This window comes from Mycobacterium sp. NGS17 (assembly GCF_059813205.1).
This window is the reverse complement of record NZ_JCALED010000007.1, coordinates 79,768-101,211: the sequence shown is the minus strand read 5'-3', so window position 1 is coordinate 101,211 and position 21,444 is coordinate 79,768. Positions and strand designations below refer to the sequence as shown.

18 protein-coding genes and 1 pseudogene are annotated in these 21,444 nt (G+C 67.9%); 5 read left to right on the top strand and 14 right to left on the bottom strand.

Translation table 11 applies throughout. The features are described from left to right. The first annotated feature begins 20 nt into the window (after positions 1 to 20). Positions 21 to 431, top strand: coding sequence for a F420-dependent biliverdin reductase (locus AC5Y7E_RS16670; RefSeq protein WP_064954310.1), 411 nt, complete (start codon positions 21 to 23; stop codon positions 429 to 431). Positions 432 to 472: 41 nt separating this feature from the next. Here the strand turns inward: AC5Y7E_RS16670 and AC5Y7E_RS16665 are convergent, their stop codons facing one another. Beyond that, positions 473 to 2,776: an alpha/beta hydrolase-fold protein gene (locus AC5Y7E_RS16665; protein WP_499949861.1), complete on the bottom strand. Its 2,304-nt coding sequence runs from the start codon at positions 2,774 to 2,776 to the stop codon at positions 473 to 475. Positions 2,777 to 2,812: 36 nt separating this feature from the next. Beyond that, positions 2,813 to 3,940, bottom strand: coding sequence for a M24 family metallopeptidase (locus tag AC5Y7E_RS16660; protein WP_499949859.1), 1,128 nt, complete (start codon positions 3,938 to 3,940; stop codon positions 2,813 to 2,815). Positions 3,941 to 4,000: 60 nt separating this feature from the next. Here AC5Y7E_RS16660 and AC5Y7E_RS16655 point away from each other — a divergent pair, with 60 nt between their 5' ends. Continuing rightward, positions 4,001 to 4,954 carry a 5'-3' exonuclease gene (locus AC5Y7E_RS16655; protein WP_499949858.1) on the top strand — a complete coding sequence of 318 codons (954 nt, stop codon included), beginning with the start codon at positions 4,001 to 4,003 and terminating at the stop codon, positions 4,952 to 4,954. 12 nt (positions 4,955 to 4,966) lie between these two features. Here the strand turns inward: AC5Y7E_RS16655 and AC5Y7E_RS16650 are convergent, their stop codons facing one another. The 11 genes from AC5Y7E_RS16650 to dop form a co-directional block, all read right to left on the bottom strand. Continuing rightward, positions 4,967 to 5,710, bottom strand: coding sequence for a DUF4333 domain-containing protein (locus tag AC5Y7E_RS16650; RefSeq protein ID WP_499949857.1), 744 nt, complete (start codon positions 5,708 to 5,710; stop codon positions 4,967 to 4,969). A 64-nt stretch (positions 5,711 to 5,774) separates the two neighbouring features. Then, positions 5,775 to 8,573: a DEAD/DEAH box helicase gene (locus tag AC5Y7E_RS16645; protein ID WP_499949856.1), complete on the bottom strand. Its 2,799-nt coding sequence runs from the start codon at positions 8,571 to 8,573 to the stop codon at positions 5,775 to 5,777. After that, positions 8,563 to 9,519 (bottom strand): twin-arginine translocase subunit TatC, encoded by a 957-nt coding sequence (gene tatC, locus AC5Y7E_RS16640; protein ID WP_499949855.1) that lies wholly within the window; start codon positions 9,517 to 9,519, stop codon positions 8,563 to 8,565. Before tatC ends, AC5Y7E_RS16645 begins: the two co-directional genes overlap by 11 nt. A gap of 44 nt (positions 9,520 to 9,563) precedes the next feature. Continuing rightward, positions 9,564 to 9,854 carry a Sec-independent protein translocase subunit TatA gene (tatA, locus tag AC5Y7E_RS16635; RefSeq protein ID WP_499949854.1) on the bottom strand — a complete coding sequence of 97 codons (291 nt, stop codon included), beginning with the start codon at positions 9,852 to 9,854 and terminating at the stop codon, positions 9,564 to 9,566. 96 nt (positions 9,855 to 9,950) lie between these two features. After that, positions 9,951 to 10,919 (bottom strand): helix-turn-helix transcriptional regulator, encoded by a 969-nt coding sequence (locus AC5Y7E_RS16630; protein ID WP_499949852.1) that lies wholly within the window; start codon positions 10,917 to 10,919, stop codon positions 9,951 to 9,953. Between the two features lie 73 nt (positions 10,920 to 10,992). After that, on the bottom strand, positions 10,993 to 12,033 hold the full coding sequence (locus AC5Y7E_RS16625) for a helix-turn-helix transcriptional regulator (RefSeq protein ID WP_499949851.1): 1,041 nt from the start codon (positions 12,031 to 12,033) through the stop codon (positions 10,993 to 10,995). A gap of 112 nt (positions 12,034 to 12,145) precedes the next feature. After that, positions 12,146 to 13,504 (bottom strand): Pup--protein ligase, encoded by a 1,359-nt coding sequence (gene pafA, locus AC5Y7E_RS16620; RefSeq protein WP_156656176.1) that lies wholly within the window; start codon positions 13,502 to 13,504, stop codon positions 12,146 to 12,148. 204 nt (positions 13,505 to 13,708) lie between these two features. Then, complete coding sequence (gene prcA, locus AC5Y7E_RS16615; protein WP_499916096.1) at positions 13,709 to 14,479, bottom strand: proteasome subunit alpha; 771 nt, start codon at positions 14,477 to 14,479, stop codon at positions 13,709 to 13,711. Continuing rightward, entirely contained in the window at positions 14,476 to 15,366 is an 891-nt protein-coding gene (gene prcB, locus AC5Y7E_RS16610; RefSeq protein WP_499916094.1) for a proteasome subunit beta, read from the bottom strand. The genes prcA and prcB overlap by 4 nt, the downstream gene beginning before the upstream one ends. Then, positions 15,363 to 15,557: a ubiquitin-like protein Pup gene (locus tag AC5Y7E_RS16605; protein WP_067352126.1), complete on the bottom strand. Its 195-nt coding sequence runs from the start codon at positions 15,555 to 15,557 to the stop codon at positions 15,363 to 15,365. Before AC5Y7E_RS16605 ends, prcB begins: the two co-directional genes overlap by 4 nt. Before the next feature lie 118 nt (positions 15,558 to 15,675). Further along, on the bottom strand, positions 15,676 to 17,184 hold the full coding sequence (gene dop / locus AC5Y7E_RS16600) for a pup deamidase/depupylase (RefSeq protein WP_499916093.1): 1,509 nt from the start codon (positions 17,182 to 17,184) through the stop codon (positions 15,676 to 15,678). 215 nt (positions 17,185 to 17,399) lie between these two features. Here dop and AC5Y7E_RS16595 point away from each other — a divergent pair, with 215 nt between their 5' ends. Continuing rightward, positions 17,400 to 18,044: a hypothetical protein gene (locus AC5Y7E_RS16595; protein WP_499949850.1), complete on the top strand. Its 645-nt coding sequence runs from the start codon at positions 17,400 to 17,402 to the stop codon at positions 18,042 to 18,044. Between the two features lie 164 nt (positions 18,045 to 18,208). On the opposite strand, the gene arc is transcribed toward AC5Y7E_RS16595, so the two are convergent. Beyond that, positions 18,209 to 20,038 (bottom strand): proteasome ATPase, encoded by a 1,830-nt coding sequence (gene arc, locus AC5Y7E_RS16590; protein ID WP_499916089.1) that lies wholly within the window; start codon positions 20,036 to 20,038, stop codon positions 18,209 to 18,211. A gap of 306 nt (positions 20,039 to 20,344) precedes the next feature. Between arc and lppK the strand changes: the two are divergent. After that, positions 20,345 to 20,950 (top strand): annotated as a pseudogene (gene lppK, locus AC5Y7E_RS16585) (lipoprotein LppK); the annotation flags it as partial. Between the two features lie 149 nt (positions 20,951 to 21,099). Beyond that, entirely contained in the window at positions 21,100 to 21,399 is a 300-nt protein-coding gene (locus AC5Y7E_RS16580) for a DUF503 domain-containing protein (RefSeq protein ID WP_007770839.1), read from the top strand. The last annotated feature ends 45 nt before the right edge of the window (positions 21,400 to 21,444 follow it).

Genomic DNA, 21,444 nt, shown 5'->3' with positions numbered 1-21,444 from the left:
CTGCGCTAGCGTGGGCGGTGATGGCGAATACCACTACCCGGCTCACCGACGACGCGCTGGCGTTTCTGTCGGAGCGCCACCTGGCCATGCTGACCACGCTGCGAGCCGACAATTCACCGCACGTGGTGGCGGTCGGTTTCACCTTCGACCCGAAGACGCATATTGCGCGGGTCATCACCACCGGGGGTTCGCAGAAGGCGGTCAATGCCGATCGCGGCGGGCTGGCCGTGCTCAGCCAGGTCGACGGCGCGCGATGGTTGTCACTGGAGGGCCGGTCCAAGGTCAACAACGACGTCGACGCGGTGCGCGACGCCGAGCTGCGGTACGCCCAGCGCTACCGCACGCCACGCCCCAATCCGCGACGCGTCGTGATCGAGGTTCAGATCGAGCGGGTGCTGGGGTCGTCTGATCTTCTGGACCGCGGCGAGTAAATACCGCCCCGTGATCGCTTCGCCAACCTAGGCCCGATCACCTAGCGCGACAACTCATTCACCGCCCCGCCCGCGGTCAACGTGATCCGGTGTCGCCCGGGCGACACCGTGACCGCCGGCCCGGCCGGTTCCCCATCGAGCCGCACGTCAACCGCGGCGGGCAAGCCACCGAGCGTGATCTGGGCGGGGCCATCGGTGGCTACCGTGATGGTCGACGCCGGCAATGCGGCCAGCCCCGCACGTTCGACATCGACCCGCAGACTGGCAACGCCGTTGAGGCGCAACGTCAGATACGGCAGTGGGCCGACGGGCCGTCCCGCTTGCCAGTCCAGCTCGCTGTACAGCCCGGGCGTCGGCTCGAAATGTGGGATGAATCCGCGGTGGTGCCGGACGGTATGGGTGGGGTCCGGCCGCGCGTAGGAGCGCGCGTCGACCTCCGCCACGGCCCCGCGCCGCGCGGTCACCTCGGGAGCCGCGGCCAGCTCCGACAGCCACCACGCCTGGTGCGGCCCGATGCCCAGATCGGCGCGCACCAATTGCGGATACCAGGCGAACGTGATGTGTCCCGGATCCGCTTGGCGCAGCGCGGTTCCCATGTGGGAAATCGGATCCTCGAACTTGTCCTGCAACACCCAGGCGAGGTGATCTTCGAGCGGGTAGACATCGAACCGGTGGCGGTAACCCAGCCGGTCGAGCTCCAGCACCTGCTCGGCGGCCGAGGCGAACGGCACCAGTTCGTCGAGCAGCCCATGGGCGATGACGTACGGCAGCCATCGGGCGTTCACCAGCAGCTTCCAGGTGTCGCCCTCACGGGCACAGGGCGAGTCCAGGTCGAGGTCCGCGGGAATGTCGACGTGGGGCAGCAGCCGCACCCCGCACGTCGGCGGCCCCGCCAGCACCACCGCTTGCGAGAACACCTGCGGATAACTCAGCCCCAGCTTGTAGGTCGCATACCCACCCATCGAATAGCCCGAGATCACAGTGCGATTGGGATCGGTGCCCAATTGTTCGGCAACTCGCGCCCACACCTCCCAGACATCGAGTTCGCCGCTGTCGAAGTACCAGGTGGACGGGCCCCGGGCCAGCGGCGTGACCACCACGGAGTCGCGGCCCTCGCACACGTGGTGCAGCAGTCGCGGGTCGATCGCGGCGAACTGGCTCTGTCCGAGTGAAAGGGAGTGCAGCAGCAGGGTCAGCGGCAACGCGCGACCTGGTGCGTAGCTCGATGGCAAACAGATCGAATACGGCTGCACCCGGCCGAGGAATTGCGGCTTGGTGCTCAAGATGTCGTTGGCGGCCCAACCTTGTTCCAGGCCTTGGCCGAGTTCGATCGACGACACGTACCAGCGGGTGGACGGGCCGGTGATCACCGGCTCGGGAGCGGTTTCGCGGGCCGCAAGCTGAGCCCACGGCACAGTCAGCGCGAACTCGGAGACGTCGCCATGCGTCAAGGCGGCGGCCTGCGCGGCATCCGACCAGAAATTCAGGTGCGGCGGCTCCTGCTCGTTGGTGCGGAATGCCACGTTGTAGACGTTGGCCTGGCCGGGCAGCGCACCGTGCAGGGCGGGCACGTCGGCGAACCCGTCCCCGGCCGCGTTGGCCAACCCGGCGGCCAGGCGGACCGTCCAGCTCCGCGTGGGTTCGGCCAGCGACCGCGGGATCTTTGCCACGAACGACCGCGACTGCATGTCGACGCTGTGCTCGACCGGCATCCTGCCCTGGGTCGTCAGGTCGATCAGCGCGGCGCCGCTCTTCGAGATCAGCAGCGCCGTGTCGATGCCCTTCGAACGGACGCCGGCTCCGGCGGGCCACTGCTCGTCGGCCGTTCGGGCGGGGTCGGTGTCGAAGGTGAACAGCGCGATGGGCACCGAGGCGTCCAGCAGGGTATTCCAGTCGACCCGCCACCAGGTGTGGGTGTCGGTGAGCCCGATGGCGACGCGGAAGATGTCGGCGCCGTTGCCGGCCGCCGGGCCGTCGGGATAGACGTAGGTTCCGCGCGGCGGTGCCTGAATCTTCAGGTCACCGATCGGGATGCCCGTCGCGCCATGGTCGTCGTAGAGAAAGTCGGTCCAGAACAGGGCACCGTCGGCCACTCGACCGGCGCCGCATGTGCGTGGAAACTGTTCGCCGAACGGCCATCCCGCAGGCGCGGGTAGCTGGGGCTCGGCTCGCCGCGCCGCCGGCGGCACCCCCTCGGGCATGCCGTCGACCACGATGAGCTCAGCAGGCGGCGCCGGTGCCGATGCCGGTGCTGACGCCGGTGCCGGTGCGTCGGAGCGCAACACCGCGTCGAGGACGTGGCGGGCGATGCGAATCGGAAGCAGCGGGAGATCCAGGATTGACATCACGCCCCAACCTACGCGGACCCGGTGACACGTCGGTCAGGCCACCGGAACCACGATCAGTTCGTGCGGCCGGTTGTTGACGGCCAGGGCCCCATCGGGCGTGACGACGACGATGTCCTCGATGCGCGCACCCCACCGGCCTGGGAAGTAGATGCCCGGCTCGATCGAAAAGGCCATGCCCTCGGCCAGCGGCAGATCGTTTCCGGCGACGATGTAGGGCTCTTCGTGCACCGACAGCCCGATGCCGTGTCCTGTGCGGTGCACAAAATTCTCGGCGAGCCCTTCGGCGGCCAGCACGTCGCGGGCGGCGGCGTCGACCTGTTCGGCCGTCACCCCCGGGCGTACCGCGTCATACGCCGCGCGCTGGGCGCGTTGTAGCACCGAATACTGTTCAGCCACTTCCGGATTCGGATCACCGATGCTGTAGGTGCGGGTGGAGTCGGAATTGTAGCCGGGTTCATAACAGCCGCCGATGTCGACGACGACGATGTCTCCGACCTGCAGTTCGCGATCCGAATATCCGTGATGCGGGTCGGCGCCATGTGGCCCGGATCCGACGATGATGAACGCCACCTCCGAATGCCCTTCGGCCACAATGGCATCCGCGATGTCGGCGGCGACGTCGGCCTCGGTGCGGCCCGGGACCAGGAACTGCGGCACCCGGGCGTGCACCCGATCGATGGCCGCCCCTGCTTTGCGCAGCGCGTCAACCTCGCATTCCTCCTTGACCATCCGCAGCGTGCGCAACACCTCGGTGGCCAGCACCGGCAACACCCCGAGCACTTCGGCCAGCGGCAGCAGGTGCAACGCCGGCATGGCATCGGTGACGGCGGTCGCGGCGGGGACGCCGCCCAGCGCGGAACCCACCAGATCGTAGGGATGGTCGCCGTCGACCCAATCCCGTACCGCCAGGCCCAGTTCGGCGATGGCCGACCCCTTCAGCGAGGCCAGCTCGAGGCGCGGCACCACCACCGTCGGCTCGCCCGAGGCGGGCAACACCAGCGCGGTGAACCGCTCCAGGGTCTGTGCGCGCGACCCGACGAGGTAGCGCAGGTCATATCCCGGGGTGATGACCAGCCCGGCCAGGCCTGCGTCACCGGCCGCCGCGGCGGCGGCTGCCAGCCGGCGTTCGTACACGGCTGCGTCGAAGCGGTGAGACTGCATGGCAGCCAGGCTAGTGCTCGATTGCGCATCGCCTCGCGGCGGCGTGAGACGATAACCGGCATGCGACCACTGGTCCTGCTCGACGGCGCCAGCATGTGGTTCCGCTCGTATTTCGGGGTGCCGTCCTCGATCACCGCTCCCGACGGCCGGCCCGTCAACGCCGTTCGGGGATTCATCGACGCCATGGCAGTGGTGATCACCCGGCAGCGGCCCAGCCGGCTGGCCGTCTGCCTGGACCTCGACTGGCGTCCCCAGTTCCGGGTGGACCTCGTCCCGTCCTACAAGGCCCACCGGGTGGCCGTGCTGGATCCGCAGGACGAGCCGGACGTCGAGGAAGTCCCGGACGACCTGACACCCCAGATCGACATGATCGCCGAACTCCTTGACGCATACGGGATTCCGACGGCCGGCGCCGTGGGCTACGAGGCCGACGACGTGCTGGGCACCCTGGCGGCCCGGGAACGCAAGGATCCGGTGGTGGTGGTCAGCGGCGACCGCGACCTGTTGCAGGTGGTGTCGGACGACCCCGTGCCGGTTCGGGTGCTCTACCTGGGCCGCGGGCTGAGCAAGGCCACGTTGTTCGGGCCCGCCGAGGTGGCCGAGCACTATGGCGTGCCGGTGGATAGGGCCGGCCCCGCCTATGCCGAACTCGCGCTGCTGCGTGGCGATCCGTCCGACGGCCTGCCCGGCGTCCCAGGCGTCGGCGAGAAGACCGCGGCGACGCTGCTGGCCCAGCACGGCTCGCTGCAGCGGATCCTGGCCGCCGCCCACGACCCGAAGTCCAAAATGGCCAAGGGTATCCGCACGAAGCTGCTGGGAGCGCTGGACTACATCGAGGCGGCCGGCAAGGTGGTACGGGTGGCCACCGACGCGCCCGTCACCTTGTCGACGGCCACCGACGAAATACCGTTGGTCGCCGCCCATCCGCGCCGCACCGCCGAACTGGCGACCGAGCTGGGTGTGGGCTCGTCGGTCGCCCGCCTGCAAAAGGCGCTGGACGGCCTGCCGAACTGACCGGGCCGCTGGCTACTGCGGCCGGCCGACCTCGTAGGTGCCCTTGTTGTCCTGGAACGTCACGGTCACGTGCTTGGGCGCGCCGTCGATGCTGACGTCGCAGTCGAATGTGGCGCCCTTCTTGACCGTTGGGTTCTGGCCGTGGTTGCACTTGACGTTCTGGACGTTCTTGGCGCCGTAGCCGTTGGTTTCGTCGCTGAGGACCTGCTGGACCCCGGCCTGCGCCTTATTGACGTCCAGCTTGGTGGTGACGAAGAATCCGGGCTGCCAGAAGCCCAGCACCAGCACGACCGCGATGAGCAGAAACGCGATCGCGCCGCCCACGCCTGCGATGAGCCCGACCGGCCGCTTCTTGCCCGGTTGCTCGTAACCCGGGTATTGCGGGTACTGGCCCGGCTGGCCGTACTGGCCGGGCTGGGGGTATTGCCCGGGCTGCGGGTACTGCCCCGGCTGGCCGTACTGCCCCGGCTGGGCGTACTGCCCCGGCTGGCCGTATTGGCCTGGCTGGCCGTACTGGCCGGGCTGCGCGTAGCCCGGCTGCTGCTGGGGGTACTGCTGCGGGTAGGCCTGCTCGGTCGGCTGTTGGTACTGCGGGTAGTCGGCGGGCGGCGTGTACGCCGGGGCCTGCCACGACGTCTCCTGATTCGATTGCTCCTGCCAGGTCGGTCCCACCTGGGTCGGGTCTGACGAGTGGTCGCTGCCTTGACCTTGGCCGGGCGGCTGCCACTGCTGGTCCGATCCCTGCGGTCCGCTCATCTCTCTCCCTCAGCCTGTGTTTTCTTGGCATGCTATCGGCGCTTAACGGTAGCTCCGGCCTAGCCTACCCGGCGTCAACTGCGACGACGCCGCGCCGAATGTCATTGATGGCGCGCTTGGCGGTGGCCCGTAATTCGGAATCAGGAGCGGCGTTGCGGACCTGGTCCAGCAGGTCGAGAACTTGGCGGCACCAGCGCACGAAATCTCCCGCGAGCAGGGGTGATCCGGTGCCGGCCGGGTCGGCGGCCGCCAGGGCCGCGGCCAAGTCTCCGTTCCTGGCCCAGCGGTAGATGACGTTGACGAAGCCGTCGTCGGGCTCGCGGCTCGGGGCGATCCGGTGCGTTTGCTCGTCGGCGCGCAACGCCGTCGACAGCCGCGACGTCTGCTGCAGCGCCTGCCGCACTTGCTGGGTGGGCGCGTCGGCCGCAAAGGCCGCGCCCGGCCCGTCGCCACCCCGGGTTTCGTACAGCACCGCCGAGACCACCGCGGCCAGCTCGGCCGGCTTCAACCCCGACCACGCGCCGGTGCGAAGACATTCAGCGACCAGCAGATCGCTTTCGCTGTAGATGCGCGCCAGCAACCGGCCGTCGTCGGTCACGCGGGGATCGCCGTCGCGTCCTTCGATGAAGCCGCGCTCGGTGAGCAGGCCGACGATTCGGTCGAAGGTCCGTGCCAGCGAATTGGTGGCGGCCGCAACCTTTTTCTCCAACTGCGCGTTGTCGCGCTCGATCCGCAAGTACCGCTCGGCCTGCCGGACCTGCTCTTCCAGGCCGGGCGTGTGGTGCGACGGGTGCCGGCGCAGCTGTTCGCGCAGCGACGCCAGCTCCGGGTCATGGAAAGCTTCGTAGGCGCCGTCGGAGTCACCGCGGCCGCCGCGATGCCGGGCCGGGACGGTCAGCCCGGCGGCAGCCGATCGCAGCGCCGACGCCAGATCGCGCCGGACCCGCGGCTGACGGTGTTCGACCCGTTTGGGCAGTGACATCGAACCGACGCGTGCGGAGGAACCCGAATAGTCGGCCGACGAAATCCTGCCCGCCCAACGGTTTTCGGTGAGCACCAGCGGTCGCGGGTCGGAGCTATCGCGCGCGGATTCCAGCACCACGGCCAGACCACCGCGCCGGCCGTGGGTGATGTTGATGATGTCGCCCCGGCGCAGCGCGGCCAGCGCGTCGCTGGCGGCCTGGCGTCGCTGCAGTCGGGACGCGCGGGACTGCGCGCGCTCCATCTCGGTGATGCGGGCGCGCATCCGGGCGTATTCGAGGATCCGGGCCTTGCGTCCGCCTATCTCGCCGGCGATCTCGTCGAGCAACCCGGCGCCCCGCTCGATGCCGCGGACCAGCCCGACCACGGAACGGTCGGCCTGATATTGCGCGAATGACTGCTCGAGCAACCGATGCGCCTGCTCGGGCCCCATCTGCTGGACCAGGTTGATCGTCATGTTGTACGACGGGGCGAACGAGCTGCGCAGCGGGAAGGTGCGGGTGGAGGCCAGCCCGGCCACCGCCGACGGCTCGGTGGTTTCCTCGGTGGGATTCCACAGCACCACCGCGTGGCCCTCGACGTCGATGCCGCGCCGCCCGGCGCGCCCGGTGAGCTGCGTGTACTCCCCCGGCGTCAGCGCGACGTGCTGCTCGCCGTTGAACTTGACCAGCCGCTCGAGAACCACCGTGCGTGCGGGCATGTTGATCCCGAGCGCCAGGGTCTCGGTGGCGAACACCGCTCGGACGAGTCCGGCGGTGAACAGCTCTTCGACCGTGTGGCGGAAGACGGGCAGCATGCCGGCGTGGTGGGCCGCCAAGCCGCGCAGCAATCCCTCGCGCCATTCGTAGTAGCCGAGCACGCTCAGGTCGGCGTCGGCGAGATCGCCGCACCGGTGCTCGATCACCTCGGCAATCTGTGCGCGCTCCTCCTGGGTGGTCAACTGCAGGGATGAGCGCAGGCATTGCTGGACGGCGGCGTCGCAGCCGGCCCGGGAGAACACGAACGTGATCGCGGGCAGCAGTCCCTCGGCGTCCAAACTGGCGATCACGTCCGGCCGCGACGGCGTCCGGTAGAAGCGGGGACGCGACGACCGCCCCGCGTTGCCCCGGCGCCGGGGCTGCCAGTCGGTCATGCGGTCCGCCTCGCGGCGGTGCGCGATGTGGCGCAGCAGTTCGGGATTGACGCGCGGCTGACGATCGGCGGCCGGCTGGTGGTTGTCGTAATCGAACAGGTCCAGCAGGCGCTTGCCCACCAACACGTGTTGCCACAGCGGAACCGGCCGGTGCTCGTCGACGACTACCGTCGTATCGCCGCGCACGGTCTGGATCCAGCCGCCGAATTCCTCGGCGTTGCTCACCGTCGCCGAGAGGCTGACCACCCGGACCTCGTCGGGCAGGTGCAGGATCACCTCCTCCCACACCGGACCCCGCATCCGGTCGGCGAGGAAATGCACCTCATCCATCACCACATACGAAAGTCCATGCAGCGCAGGTGAATCCGCGTAGAGCATGTTGCGCAGCACCTCGGTGGTCATGACCACCACGGGCGCGTCGGCGTTGACGGACATGTCGCCCGTGAGCAGGCCGATGCGGTCGCGGCCGTAACGCGCCGTGAGGTCGGTGTGCTTCTGGTTGCTCAGCGCTTTGAGCGGCGTGGTGTAGAAACACTTGCCGCCCGACGCCAGCGCCAGGTGCACCGCGAATTCGCCGACCACCGTCTTGCCCGCGCCGGTCGGCGCACACACCAGCACGCCGTGGCCCCGTTCGAGCGCCGCGCATGCCCGACGCTGGAAGCCGTCGAGCGCGAAGGGGAGTTCGGTGGTGAACCTGGTGAGCTCAACAAGCTCGGCGACGTCCTGAGGCGGCGACGGATCAGGTGACATCGTCGTGTTGCCCGGCGGTGAACGACGGCTCCGGTATCGCGGTAGGCGGTTCGATGACGGACGCTTCGTCGTCGGGAATCACGGCCTGGGCTTCATGCTTGGCCTTCCGTCGGTCGTGCAGCCGGGAGATCTGGATGGCGAACTCCAAGAGGACCGACAACGCCAACCCGAGCGCGGTCATCGAAAACGGGTCGGATCCGGGGGTGAAGATCGCCGCGAACGCGAACATCGCGAAGATCAGTCCGCGCCGCCACGCCTTGAGCCGCTCGTAGGGCAAGATGCCGATGGCGTTCAACATGACGATGAGCAGCGGAAATTCGAAGCTGACGCCGAAAACTATGAGCAGGTTGATCAGGAAGCCGAAATACCGGTCGCCGGACAGCGCAGTCACCTGTACGTCGCTGCCGACGGTCAGCAGGAAGCCCAGCGCCTTGGCCAGCACGAAGTAGGCCAGCACCGCGCCGACGACGAACAGCACCACGGCGGGGATCACGAACGCGACCGCGAAGCGGCGTTCCTTCCGATACAACCCGGGGGTGATGAACGCCCACAGCTGGTAGAACCACACCGGGCAGGCGAGCACCACTCCCGCCGTCAGCCCGACCTTGAGTCGCAGCATGAACTGGTCGAACGGCGCGGTGGCCAGCAGCCGGCACTGGCCGTTAGGGCTGATCTCGGCGCGCGCCGACCGGGGCAGCGAACAGTAGGGATGGCGCAGCCACTCGCCGAGGCTTTCCAGCCCGAAGATCGAATGCGAGTACCAGACGAACCCGAAGATCGTGGTCAGCAGGATGGCGGCCAGGGAGATCAGCAGCCGCGTGCGCAGCTCGGTCAGATGGTCGACCAGCGACATGGTCGCATCCGGGTTGGTTCGGCTGCGCCGGTTACGAGGGTTGAGGCGCCTCAGCAGGCCGGAAGTGCGCGCTGAAACCTTGAAGACTTTCACGATGCTCGGTCAGTGGCGCTCGGGCAGCGCGACGGTGATGGCGGCTACGCCGGACGTGCTTCGCTGTGCCCCTGCTCGCTGGGCGCCGGTGCGTCGACCCGCTGCGACTGCACGGGCGTGGGGTTCGCCGCGGGGGCCTCGCTTTGGGTTGCGGTGTTCGTTCCCAGGGCCGACGTTTCCGCTTTGTTCTCCGTCTGCATTTCGCGGATCTCGGACTTGAAGATCCGCATCGACTTGCCCAACGAACGCGCCGCATCGGGGAGCTTCTTGGCACCGAACAGCAAGATCACCACGACCGCGAGGATCGCCCAGTGCCACGGACTAAGACTGCCCACTTTGATTACCTCCAGACGTTCCCCCGATGCTACCGCAGTGGCGCCGTGCAGTGCCGGGCGCGCGCCGCCCCACGGCCCATTTCGCCTGGACTTTTATCAGCTCAGGGCTTCATACGCCGTCACGGCGGCCGTCGCGGCATCCCGTATCCGCTGCGCCAGGGACGCAGGTTGTAGCACCTGAACATCGAGCCCGAAGCCCAGCACCAGGCGCGTCATCCAATCTTCGGAGGCGTACGTCATCACCGCCTCGCAGGATCCGTCGGGCAATTCGCGCACGTCGCGCATCGGGTAGTACTCGAACATCCAGGACGCCGCGGGCGCCACCCGCAGCCTGGCCGACGGCAGCGACGGATCGCCGTCGAACAGCGACGTGTCCGGCGGCGCATGCAGCGCGGGCTCCGGCGGGGCGGCCGGCTCGTCGAGCTCGGTGGCGTCCACGATCCGGTCGAAGCGGAACAACCGCACGCCCTCGGCCTCGCGCGACCAGCCCTCCAGGTAGCTGTGGCCGCCGATCAGCAGGACCCGGATGGGGTCGACGACCCGGCTGGTCAGGATGTCGTGCGAGGCGGAGTAGTAGTCGATGGCCAGCGCGTGCCTGGACTGGACGGCCGCGCGCACCGCGGCAGCGGCCCGGTTCTCCACCGGTGCGGGCTCGTCGACGGCCGACGCCGCCGTTGAGGCGTCCTGCCCGACGGCCCCCGCGGCATCCTCGACCTTGGCGATGGCGCTGCGCGCGGCTTCCGGGTCGACGACCCCGGGGATGTCGGCCAGCGCCCGCAACGCCACCAGCAGGCCGGTGGCCTCGGGCGAGGTGAGCTTGAGCGGGCGGTCGATCCCCGCGGAGAACGTCACCTCGATGGTGTCTCCGGAGAACTCGAAATCGATGAGGTCGCCCGGAAAGTAACCGGGCAGACCGCACATCCACAGCTGGTTGAGGTCTTCTTCCAGCTGCTTGGCCGATACCCCGAGGTCGGCAGCGGCCTTGACTCGGGTCACCCGGGGATTGGCCTGGAAATACGGCACCATGTTCAGCAGCCGGATCAGGCGGGTGGAGATCGGTGTCATTGGCGCCACTCCTCTCCCCCGCAAGCGGGAGGTGCCCCCACATCCCTGCGCTCTGCATCGTCGCTGGCGCGCGTCATGCGGACACTCCGCCGCGGCCGGGCGGTTGCGCCGCAGCGACCGCGCCCGCGCCGGCATGCGCGCGCAGCCGGGCGAGCACGTCGTCGCGCAACGACTGTGGCTCGAGCACCAGAGCGTCGGCGCCGTACCCGGCGATGTCACGTGCCAGCTGGTCGGCGAAGGAGATGTCGAGTTCGATCACCTCGCCGTCGCGACCCCCGAGTTGGCGCGCGTCCACGCGCCTGCCGGCGCGCCGCAGTGCCGTGGCCCGACCGTCGGCCACCCATACTCTCGCCTGCCCGACGGTCGGCGTCGCCGAAACCTCGGTGACGGTCTGGGCCACGATCTTGCGCAGGTCAACGGCTTTCGGCACGGCGACGGCGCCCGGCGGGCCGATCGGCATGACCTCCGAACCGATCCGGGAGAGCCGGAAGGTGCGGGTGGCGTCGCGATCGCGGTCGTGGCCCACTAAATACCAGCGGCCCTTCTCGGTGACCACGCCCCAGGGCTCGACGGTGCGGATGGCGTACGGCTCGGCTCGTGACGGCCGGTGCGGAAACTGCACCGCCTGCCGGGAGTCGATGGCGGACAACAGGATTCCGAGGACGTCTTCCGAGCCGCGCAGGCCCGGAACTCCGGCAGGCGACGCGATGGCGACCGGAGCGTCCGGATCGACGTCGACCCCGGCCGCGCGCAGTTTGAGCAACGCGCCCTGGGTCGCGGTGATGAGTTCGGGCGACTCCCACAGCTGTGTCGCCACGGCTACCGCGGCGGCCTCGTCGGCGGTCAGGTCGACCGGTGCGAGCGAGTAGGCGTCGCGGTTGATCCGGTAGCCCTCGGTAGGGTCCCAGGCCGACGCGCGGCCGACCTCGAGCGGGATGCCGAGGTCGCGCAGCTCGTTCTTGTCCCGCTCGAACATGCGGGAGAACGCCTCGGCGCTGGGGCTGTCCGAATAACCCGCCACGCTCGACCTGATCTTCTCCGCCGAGATGTAGCCGCGGGTGGACAGCAGGGCGATGACCAGATTTACCAGCCGCTCGACTTTTGACGTCGCCATCGGCTCCAGATTATTCGATGCACCTCGCCTGGCGCTTCCACCGGCCCTCCGCGTCGCGCTAGTTGCTGCCGGCGCTTGGGCGTCGAGTCGAAGAAGACGAGCCGACGTGCGGCTACATGCTCGCGATCAGGCGTTTGACCCGCTCGTCGACGGCCCGGAAGGGGTCCTTGCACAACACGGTGCGCTGAGCCTGGTCGTTGAGCTTGAGGTGCACCCAGTCGACGGTGAAGTCGCGGCCCGCGGCCTGGGCCGCGCTGATGAACTCCCCACGCAGCCGCGCCCGGGTGGTCTGCGGCGGGTTGTCGACCGCCTCGGCGATGTCCTCGTCGGTGGTGACCCGCGCGGCCAGGCCTTTGCGCTGCAGCAGGTCGAAGACACCGCGCCCGCGCTTGATGTCGTGGTAGGCCAGGTCCAGCTGGGCGATCTTCGGGTCGGACAGCTCCATGCTGTAGCGGTCCTGGTAGCGCTGGAAGAGCTTGCGCTTGATCACCCAGTCGATCTCGGTGTCGACTTTGGCGAAGTCCTGGCTCTCGACCGCGTCGAGCTGGCGGCCCCACAGGTCGACGATCTGCTCGATCTGGGCGTTGGGTTCCCGGGTCTGCAGGTGCTCGACGGCGCGGCTGTAGTACTCGCGCTGGATGTCGAGCGCGCTGGCCTGACGTCCGCCCGCCAGCCGCACCGGCCGGCGCCCGGTGGTGTCGTGGCTGACCTCGCGAATGGCGCGAATGGGGTTGTCCAGCGAGAAGTCCCGGAACGGAACGCCGGCCTCGATCATCTCCAACACCAGCGCGGCGGTGCCGACCTTGAGCATGGTGGTGGTCTCGCACATGTTGGAGTCACCGACGATCACGTGCAGGCGCCGGTACTTCTCGGCGTCGGCGTGCGGCTCGTCGCGGGTGTTGATGATCGGCCGGCTGCGAGTCGTGGCCGAAGAAACGCCCTCCCAAATGTGCTCGGCGCGTTGGGAAAGGCAGAACGTCGCGGCCTTCGGGGTCTGCAGCACCTTGCCTGCGCCGCAGATCAACTGGCGGGTGACCAGGAAGGGGAGCAAAACGTCCGAGATCCGGGAGAACTCGCCGGCGCGCACGATCAGGTAGTTCTCGTGGCAGCCGTAGGAGTTGCCCGCCGAGTCGGTGTTGTTCTTGAACAGGTAGATGTCGCCGCCGATGCCCTCGTCGGCCAGGCGCTGTTCGGCGTCGACCAACAGGTCTTCCAGCACCCATTCCCCGGCGCGGTCGTGGGTGACCAGCTGCACCAGGCTGTCGCATTCGGCGGTGGCGTACTCCGGGTGGCTTCCGACGTCGAGGTACAGCCGGGCGCCGTTGCGCAGGAAGACGTTGGAGCTTCGGCCCCAAGACACGACGCGGCGGAACAGGTAGCGGGCCACCTCGTCCGGGCTGAGCCGACGATGGCCGTGGAATGTGCAGGTGACCCCGAACTCGGTCTCGATACCCATGATTCGCCTCTGCACGTAATCGAGGGTACTGGTTGTCCGACCTGGACGGTGAGCATGCCGCGCGGATCGCTTCGACGAACTGTTTCCTCGACCTGCCGGGTGGCCACGCGGGGCGGCCGTACCACTGGATCGACCCGTCCCGGCGCGGCGCGTCCTCGCTGGCTCACCAGCACCTTTCGGACCATAAGCCCTTAGGGAAAGCCGCGCCGCCGTCCGGGCTTAGTCGGAGGGCGCGCCGTTGGAATCGGACGGCTCACCGTCGCCGCCCGAGCCGTTGGAGTCGAGCTCGCGCAGCAAATTCTCCAACGTGGCGCGATTGATCCGCCGGAAGGCCCGTCGCGGCCGGTTGACATCCAAGATGGCAACCTCCAGGCTGCCCACCTCGAGCGTGGACTGGTCGCCATTCGAGGCCTCGCTACCGGCCCGCAGCGCTTTCACGGCGATGCGCGTGGCCTCACGCAGATCGGCGTTCTCGGCGTAGGACTCCTTGAGCGCCGTGGTGATCGGTTCGGTGGTCCCACCCATCACGACGAAATGCGGCTCGTCGGCGATCGATCCGTCATAGGTGATCCGGTACAGCTCAGGCGGTTTGGTCTCGCCGTAGTGCGCGACCTCGGCAACACACAATTCCACCTCGTAGGGCTTGGCCTGCTCGGTGAAGATGGTGCCCAGGGTCTGGGCATAAACGTTGGCCAGCTGGCGGCCCGTGACGTCGCGACGGTCATAGGCGTAGCCCCGGGTGTCGGCGAATTGAATTCCGCCCCGGCGCAGGTTGTCGAATTCGTTGAACTTACCGGCAGCCGCGAAGCCGACACGATCGTAGAGTTCGCTGATCTTCTGCAACGACCGTGACGGATTCTCCGCGACGAAGAGCACACCACCGGCGTAGACCAGGGCGACCACACTCTTGCCACGCGCGATGCCCTTACGCGCGAGCTCGCTGCGTTCGCGCATCGCCTGCTCGGGCGAGATGAAATACGGGAAGCTCACTTCTCACCACCGTCGGGGCCGAAAGTGTCAGCGCGCGAACGGCTTTGGATTACCTCGCGGGCCAATTCGGCGATGCGGCTCTCCGGCACTTCGAGCGCTCCGTCGGCACCGATGGTCACCGCGGTGGGGTAAATGCCTCGCACCAGATCCGGTCCGCCGGTGGCGGAGTCGTCATCGGCCGCGTCGTAGAGCGCCTCGATCGCGACACGCACCGCTGAATCGGCGTCGGTGACCTGCGAGTACAACTTCTTCATCGACGACTTGGCGAAGATCGAGCCCGACCCCACCGACTGGTAGCCCTCCTCTTCCAGGTTCCAGCCGCCGGCGGCATCGAACGACACGATGCGGCCGGCGCCCTCGGGGTCGGGCGCATCGATGTCGTAGCCCACCAACAGCGGCAAGGCGATCAGACCCTGCATCGCGGCCGCCAGATTGCCGCGGACCATGATCGCCAGCCGGTTCACCTTGCCGGCGAACGTGAGCGGCACGCCTTCGAGTTTCTCGTAGTGCTCGAGTTCCACCGCGTACAGACGGGCGAACTCCACGGCGATGGCGGCGGTACCGGCGATGCCGGTGGCGGTGTAGTCGTCGGTGATGTACACCTTCTTGACATCGCGCCCGGCGATCATGTTGCCCTGCGTTGAGCGCCGATCGCCGGCCAGCACCACGCCGCCGGGGTACTTCAGCGCGACGATCGTGGTGCCGTGCGGCAACTGGCCCGTGGCGGCATCCGATTGCGAGCCGGACAGGCTTGCCGGCAGCAATTCCGGCGCGTGTCGTCGCAACAGGTCAGCAAACGACGAGAGATCGATAGCGGTATTGCCCGGCAGTGCGGGGCCCGGAAGTGCGGAGTTGGTGGACAGGCGATTTGAGAAAGGCCAGGTCACTGTCCGCCCTTTTGGACATACGCGCGAACGAAGTCCTCGGCGTTTTCCTCGAGGACGTCATCGATCTCGTCGAGCAGATCGTCGGTGTCCTCGGCTAGCTTCTCCCGGCGTTCTTGGCCCGCGGCCGTGCTGCTGGCGATGTCGTCTTCGTCGCCGCCACCACCGCCACGCTTGGTCTGCTCCTGAGCCATCGCCGCCTCCTGCGTTGTGTGGGCCCTTTGAATGGCTTACTCACCGATCAAGCCACACTGCCCGTTCGTCCTGCCTAGCCTACCGGTCGACCCCGACGATCCTGCGGTTAACCGGCATCTAGCTGGTGAGTTGTTCGACCAGCTCGGCGGCGCTGTCCACGGAGTCCAGCAGCGCCCCGACGTGCGCCTTGCTACCGCGCAGCGGCTCCAGCGTCGGGATGCGGACCAGAGAATCGCCGCCCAGGTCGAAAATCACCGAGTCCCAGCTGGCCGCGGCGATGTCGGCGCCGAACCTGCGCAGGCATTCGCCGCGGAAGTACGCCCGGGTGTCCGTCGGAGGTTTGTCCACCGCCTCGAGCACCTGGTGCTCGGTCACCAAACGCTTCATCGAACCGCGCGCGACGAGCCGGTTGTACAGGCCCTTGTCCAGCCGGACGTCGGAATATTGCAGGTCCACCAGATGCAGCCGCGGCGCCGACCAGCTCAGGTTTTCGCGCTGCCGAAATCCTTCGAGCAGGCGCAGTTTGGCCGGCCAGTCGAGTATTTCGGCGCATTCCATTGGGTCGCGCTCGAGTTGGTCGAGCACGTGCGCCCAGGTCTCGACGACATCGGACGCGCGCGGGTCGGGGTCGCGGCTGTCGACCAGCTTGGCCACCCGATCGAGGTAAACCCGTTGCAGCGCAAGCCCGGTCAGCTCGCGGCCGTCGGCCAGCGCCACCGCGGCGCGCAGCGAAGGGTCGCGGCTGATCGCGTGGACCGCGTGCACCGGCCGCGCCAGCGCCAGGTCGCTCAGATCGATCCCGTGCGCCGGGCCATCTTCGATCAGGTCCAGCACCAGCGCCGTGGTGCCCAGCTTCAGATACGTCGACGTCTCGGCCAGGTTGGCGTCGCCGATGATCACGTGCAGCCGCCGGTACCGGTCGGCGTCGGCGTGTGGTTCGTCGCGCGTATTGATGATGCCGCGTTTGAGCGTGGTCTCCAGCCCGACCTCGACCTCGATGTAGTCCGAGCGCTGAGACAACTGAAAGCCGGGCTCGTCGCCGGAGGGCCCGATGCCGACCCGGCCGGAGCCGGTGACCACCTGCCGGGAGACCAGGAACGGGGTCAGCCCGGCGATGATCGCCGAGAACGGCGTCTGCCGCGACATCAGGTAGTTCTCGTGCGAGCCGTAGGACGCGCCCTTGCCGTCGACGTTGTTCTTGTAGAGCTGCAACTTTGCGGCGCCGGGCACGCTGGCGACGTGGCGTGCGGCGGCCTCCATCACCCGCTCACCGGCCTTGTCCCAGATCACCGCGTCGAGCGGGTCGGTGCACTCGGGCGCGGAGTATTCGGGGTGCGCGTGGTCGACGTAGAGCCGTGCGCCGTTGGTCAAAATCATGTTGGCGGCGCCGACCTCGTCGGCGTCGACCACCGGGGGCGGGCCGGCCGAGCGGCTCAGGTCGAAGCCGCGGGCATCCCGCAACGGCGATTCCACCTCGTAGTCCCATCGGGTGCGCTTGGCGCGCTGAATGCCCGCTGCGGCCGCGTACGCCAGAACCGCCTGCGTCGATGTGAGGATCGGATTGGCTGTCGGGTCCGATGGCGATGAGATGCCGTATTCGACCTCCGTCCCGATAATCCGTTGCATGGACTAAGCGTAGGCCGCGCGACGAAGCGGCCCGCGCGGCGGGGCGCGGGCGGGCCGGCCCAGCGCGTTCGCGGCCACGCGGAATACCGTCCACGTTCCGCGACCCGTTGATCGAGAAGCTGGACACGACTTGCTGGCGTTCATCGCTGTCACTGCGCCGCCGGGTGACCGTCCGCCGTGTTGACGGCACCGATGCCAGTGATTAATTTCACCCTGTGCCCGCCCCCGAATCCGGCCGCGCCGTCGGTAAGCACGCACTCGACCTGTTCGGAAAGCGATACGGCGAGGTGCTGCTCGTAACACCCGGCGAGGCGGGTCCGCAAGCGACGGTGTACAACAGCTTCCCGCTCAACGACTGTCCCCAGGAGCTGTGGTCGGCGCTGGACGCGCACGCCATCGCCACGGAACACGGGGCGGCCGCGGCCCTGCTCAACGGTCCCCGGTATTGGCTGATGAACGCCATCGAAAAAACCGCCCAGGGCCCGCAGATCACCAAATCCTTCGGCGGGATCGAAATGATCCAGCAGGCCACCGTCCTGTTGTCGTCGATGAATCCCGCGCCCTACATCCCCAACACGGTCAACCGCCGCACGGTATTCGTCTTCAACGCCGGCCAAGAGGTGTATGAACTCATCGATCCGCAGGGTCAGCACTGGATCATGCAAACCTGGAGCCAGGTCGCCGATGGCACCTTGTCGCGGGCCGACCTACCGGGCCTTGCCGATCGGCTCGACCTGCCGGCCGGATGGGCCTACCAACCGCGCGTGCTCACCGACGAACTGCGGGTGGATACGACGCAGCGCCCCGCCCAGGTGTTACAAGACAACCTGACCAACAGCTATTCGCTGGTGGCCGACTGACTTTCGGGCCAACTCTTGGGCCAACTTGCCCGCCAAGCCGCCACGAGACTTAAACCGTTGCGCCGCCACCCGGCGTGTCGTGTGCGTGGTTTAAGTGTCGCGGCGGCGCCTCAAAGCACCACGGCGCCTTCAGGCACCAAAGCACCAGGGCGCGGCGCCGGTACCTACAGGTACTGACCCAAATTGGATTCGGTGTCGATGGCCCGCGAGGCGCTCGAGCTCTTCCCGGTGACCAGGGTGCGGATGTAAACGATCCGCTCACCCTTCTTGCCCGAAATCCGTGCCCAGTCGTCGGGGTTGGTGGTGTTGGGCAGGTCCTCGTTCTCGGCGAACTCGTCGACGATCGAATCCAGCAGGTGCTGGATACGCAGACCGGGCTGCCCGGTCTCCAGCACGGACTTGATCGCGTTCTTCTTCGCGCGGTCGACGACGTTCTGAATCATCGCCCCGGAGTTGAAGTCTTTGAAGTACATGACTTCCTTGTCACCGTTGGCGTAGGTGACCTCCAAGAACCGGTTGTCGTCGATCTCGGCGTACATCCGCTCGACGACCTTTTCGATCATCGCCTTGATGCATGCCGAGCGGTCGCCGTCGAACTCGGCGAGGTCGTCCGCATGCAGCGGCAGCGACTCGATCAGGTACTTCGAGAAGATGTCTTGCGCCGCTTCGGCATCCGGCCGCTCGATCTTGATCTTCACGTCGAGACGTCCCGGCCGGAGGATGGCGGGATCGATCATGTCCTCGCGGTTGGAGGCGCCGATCACGATGACGTTCTCGAGCCCCTCCACACCGTCGATCTCGCTGAGCAGCTGCGGAACCACGGTCGTCTCGACGTCCGAGGACACCCCGGTGCCACGGGTGCGGAAGATCGAGTCCATTTCGTCGAAGAACACGATCACCGGCGTGCCTTCCGACGCCTTCTCACGGGCGCGCTGGAAGATCAGCCGGATGTGCCGCTCGGTCTCGCCGACGAACTTGTTGAGCAGCTCCGGCCCCTTGATGTTCAAGAAGTAGGACTTGGCCTCGCGGGCGTCGTCGCCTCGCACCTCGGCCATCTTCTTGGCCAGCGAGTTGGCAACGGCCTTGGCGATCAGCGTCTTACCGCAGCCGGGCGGACCGTAGAGCAGCACACCTTTGGGTGGGCGCAGCGCGTACTCGCGGTACAGCTCCTTGTGCAGGAACGGCAGCTCCACCGCGTCGCGAATCTGCTCGATCTGGCGAGTGAGTCCACCGATGTCCAGGTAGCTGACATCGGGCACCTCTTCCAGCACCAGGTCCTCGACCTCGGCCTTGGGAATGCGCTCGAAGGCGTACCCGGCCTTGGTGTCCACCAGCAACGAGTCGCCGGGGCGCAGCTTGCGCGGCCGGGTGTCGTCGTTGAGGGCGTCGGGGTGGCCGTCCGGCAGGTTCTCGGCGACCAGCGGCTCGGCGAGCCACACGATGCGTTCCTCGTCGGCGTGCCCGACGACCAGGGCCCGGTGCCCGTCGCCCAAGAGCTCACGCAGCGTGGAGATCTCGCCGACGGATTCGAACGTGCCGGCTTCCACGACCGTCAGGGCCTCGTTGAGGCGCACCGTCTGACCCTTGCGCAGCAACGGGACTTCAATGTTCGGCGAGCAGGTCAGCCGCATCTTGCGGCCGGAGGTGAACACGTCGACGGTGTCGTCCTCGTGGGTGGCGAGCAAAACGCCGTAGCCGCTGGGCGGCTGCCCCAGCCGATCGACTTCCTCACGCAGCGCCAGCAGTTGCTGGCGGGCCTCTTTGAGGGTCTCCATCAACTTCGAGTTCCGCGACGCAAGGGAGTCAATGCGCGCTTCCAGCTGATGGACATCGCGCGCGGAGCGGGCGCCGCCGTGCGAGCCGACCGTCTGCTCGAGCTGCTCGCGCAACATCGCGGCCTCGCGACGTAGCTGCTCCAACTCGGCCTCGTCGCCGCTGGACCCGTCTGATCCGTGGGGGGATCCAAAAGCTTCAGAACGCTCTGAGCTACCCATCTTGCGCTCCTTTCCCACACCGAAATGGCGCGGCGGATACTTCAAAGCTACCGGCCATTGCCGACTCATGTACGTAGTCAAATACCCACGAAAAGTTAAGATTTTCGTCACGCTGGTAATCTCGGCCACTAATCGTGATGATCGAAAGGGCCCGCGTGACCGGAAAAAGCCTCGCCACCGGCTCGGCCCGCATCGCCGCCGTAGCCCCCGCCGCCGGTGTGACTTCAGTTTTGCCCATCGGACCGACCTTAGCGATCTTCGTCCTCCACGAAGCGGCCAGAGCCGCCTAGCCGGCCGACCGAGTGGATGAACCGGCAACTGTGCGTAGCGCTGAGCGCCGCCACCGCCCTGGCGGCGGCCGGCATCGCGGCATGTTCGTCGCCTCACCCGAAGACTGAATCGCCGGCCACCTCGTCGTTGCCACCTGCCTCGTCGAGCCAGGTGGCCGCGCCGGTCACGGCTCCCCTGCCGCCGCCCGAAGCCCTGACCGACGTGCTCACCCGGCTCGCCGACCCGAACGTTCCGGGCGCGAGCAAGGTGAACCTGGTGGAAGGTGCGACGCCCGAAAGCGCGGCCACCCTGGACAAGTTCACCGGCGCGCTGCGCGACAACGGATATCTACCAATGACCTTCAACGCAAACGACATCGCGTGGTCGGACAAGAATCCGTCGAACGTGAAGGCCACCGTCGCCGTTCACACCGCTCAGGCCAACAACCCGAACTTCACCTTCCCAATGGAGTTCGCTCCGTTCCAGGGCGGTTGGCAGCTATCGCGGCACACCGCCGAAATGCTGTTGGCCTTGGGGAAGTCGGCGACGGCTCCGACTACGGCCACTCCCGCGCCCGCGCCTCCCCCCGGCCCGCCCCCCGCGCCGCCACCACCCGAGCCCGCGCCGGCACCAGCCCCGCCGGCACCACCGCCACCGCCACCCGCTCCGCCGCCGCCCGCTCCGCCGGCGCCGGCTCCCGCTCCGCCCCCCGCGCCGGCCCCGGCTCCCGAGCCCGCCCCCGCTCCGGAGCCCGCGCCCGATCAGCAAAACCCGCCGGGTTGACCCGCGGCATGTGGATCGGCTGGCTCGAGTTCGATGTCCTGCTCGGCGACGTTCGATCACTCAAACAAAAGCGGTCGGTCATCCGCCCCGTCGTCGCGGAGTTGCAGCGCAAGTTCAGCGTCTCGGCGGCCGAGACGGGTTCGCACGAGCTGTACCGGCGAGCGGGCATTGGCGTCGCCACGGTCTCCGGCGACCGAGGCCATGCCGTCGACGTCCTGGACGCGGCCGAACGATTGGTGGCCGCGCATCCCGAGTTCGAGCTGCTGTCGGTGCGACGCTCCCTGGTGCGCAGCGAGGATCTCGCCTAGCCGATGGCGACGACCCGCTGCGCCCGGCTACGCCGCGCTTGCGAT